The sequence below is a fragment of the Vibrio sp. A8-1 genome, assembly GCF_013048685.1.
GTDB classification, from domain to species: Bacteria; Pseudomonadota; Gammaproteobacteria; order Enterobacterales; family Vibrionaceae; genus Vibrio; species Vibrio metschnikovii.
Genome location: NZ_VHTC01000095.1, coordinates 1 through 1,022, shown reverse-complemented (window position 1 = coordinate 1,022; position 1,022 = coordinate 1). Strand labels below are relative to the sequence as shown.

Here is a 1,022-nt window from a genome sequence, read left to right as displayed (position 1 = left end):
TGCTTATAACAAAGCGTTCAAGAGGGACAGCCAACGCGTGGCATTTTTATTATGCGTTGGTTTTTGTGGTTACGGTGTTATGCGGAAGCTTGGCAGTTGCGTTGGCTGCCCCTTAACGCGGCGTTATAAGCCACGAATAATAATTAGATTAGAGAGACAAATTAATGGGTGATTACGCAGATTTTTGCGAAAGTTATGGTGGAAGTGCAAGTGATCCAGAGTTTATGGATAGATGGTTAGAAGAGAACGTTTATCCATATGATGAAGAGCGTGAATGGTATTTAGAAAACGAGAATAAGCCACACTATCAATTATTAATGGATCAACTTGAAAGTGTCGATATTATGCTCGATTTGGAAGTTCCGGAAAAAGCAAAATTTAGCTTCTTAGTTATGGTTCATGCCCATGTTGTTTCTTCCTTTGAGGGGTATTTAGCGGGAGTGTTCATCCATCATGTTTGTAATTCAGATGAACTTACTCGGAAGTTGGTAGAAACAGATCCTGAATTTGCTAAACGAAAGTTTACTCTCAAAGATATCTATCAAGAAAAAGATGCGCTTAAAGTGACAGTGGCAACTTACTTGAAAGATTTGATCTTTCATGATGTCAAGAAGATCAAGTCAATGTATCAAGCTGTTCTAGATCACAAGTTTGGAAACCTATCTTGGTTGTTCAAAGCCGTAAAGTTACGTCACCATTGTGTTCATCGAGCTGGGTATGACAAAGATGGGCAAATGATAGATATTTCTGTTGAATCAATTTTAGAGCTTTTGAGGAACGTGAAAGATCTAGCAAACGAAATTGATGATAACATCGAGAACCTGGGCTCCAGCTTATAACAAACGCTTCAAGAGGGACTTCCAACGCGTGGCATTTTTATTATGCGTTGATTTTGGTGATTACGGTGTTATGCGGAAACTTGGTAGTAGCGTTGTCAGCCCCTTAAGCGGGCGTTATGCTTTATTGAGCCTCAGCAAAATCAATATATAAATTTTAATGGGAAAACTTAGTCTGATTTAGAA

The 1,022-nt window shown here is 38.7% G+C and carries 1 protein-coding gene; it reads left to right on the top strand.

Annotated features, from left to right (window positions below):
- The first annotated feature begins 164 nt into the window (after window positions 1-164).
- Window positions 165-839 carry a hypothetical protein gene (locus tag FKN93_RS17375; RefSeq protein ID WP_170905767.1) on the top strand — a complete coding sequence of 225 codons (675 nt, stop codon included), beginning with the start codon at window positions 165-167 and terminating at the stop codon, window positions 837-839.
- Window positions 840-1,022: the final 183 nt, after the last annotated feature.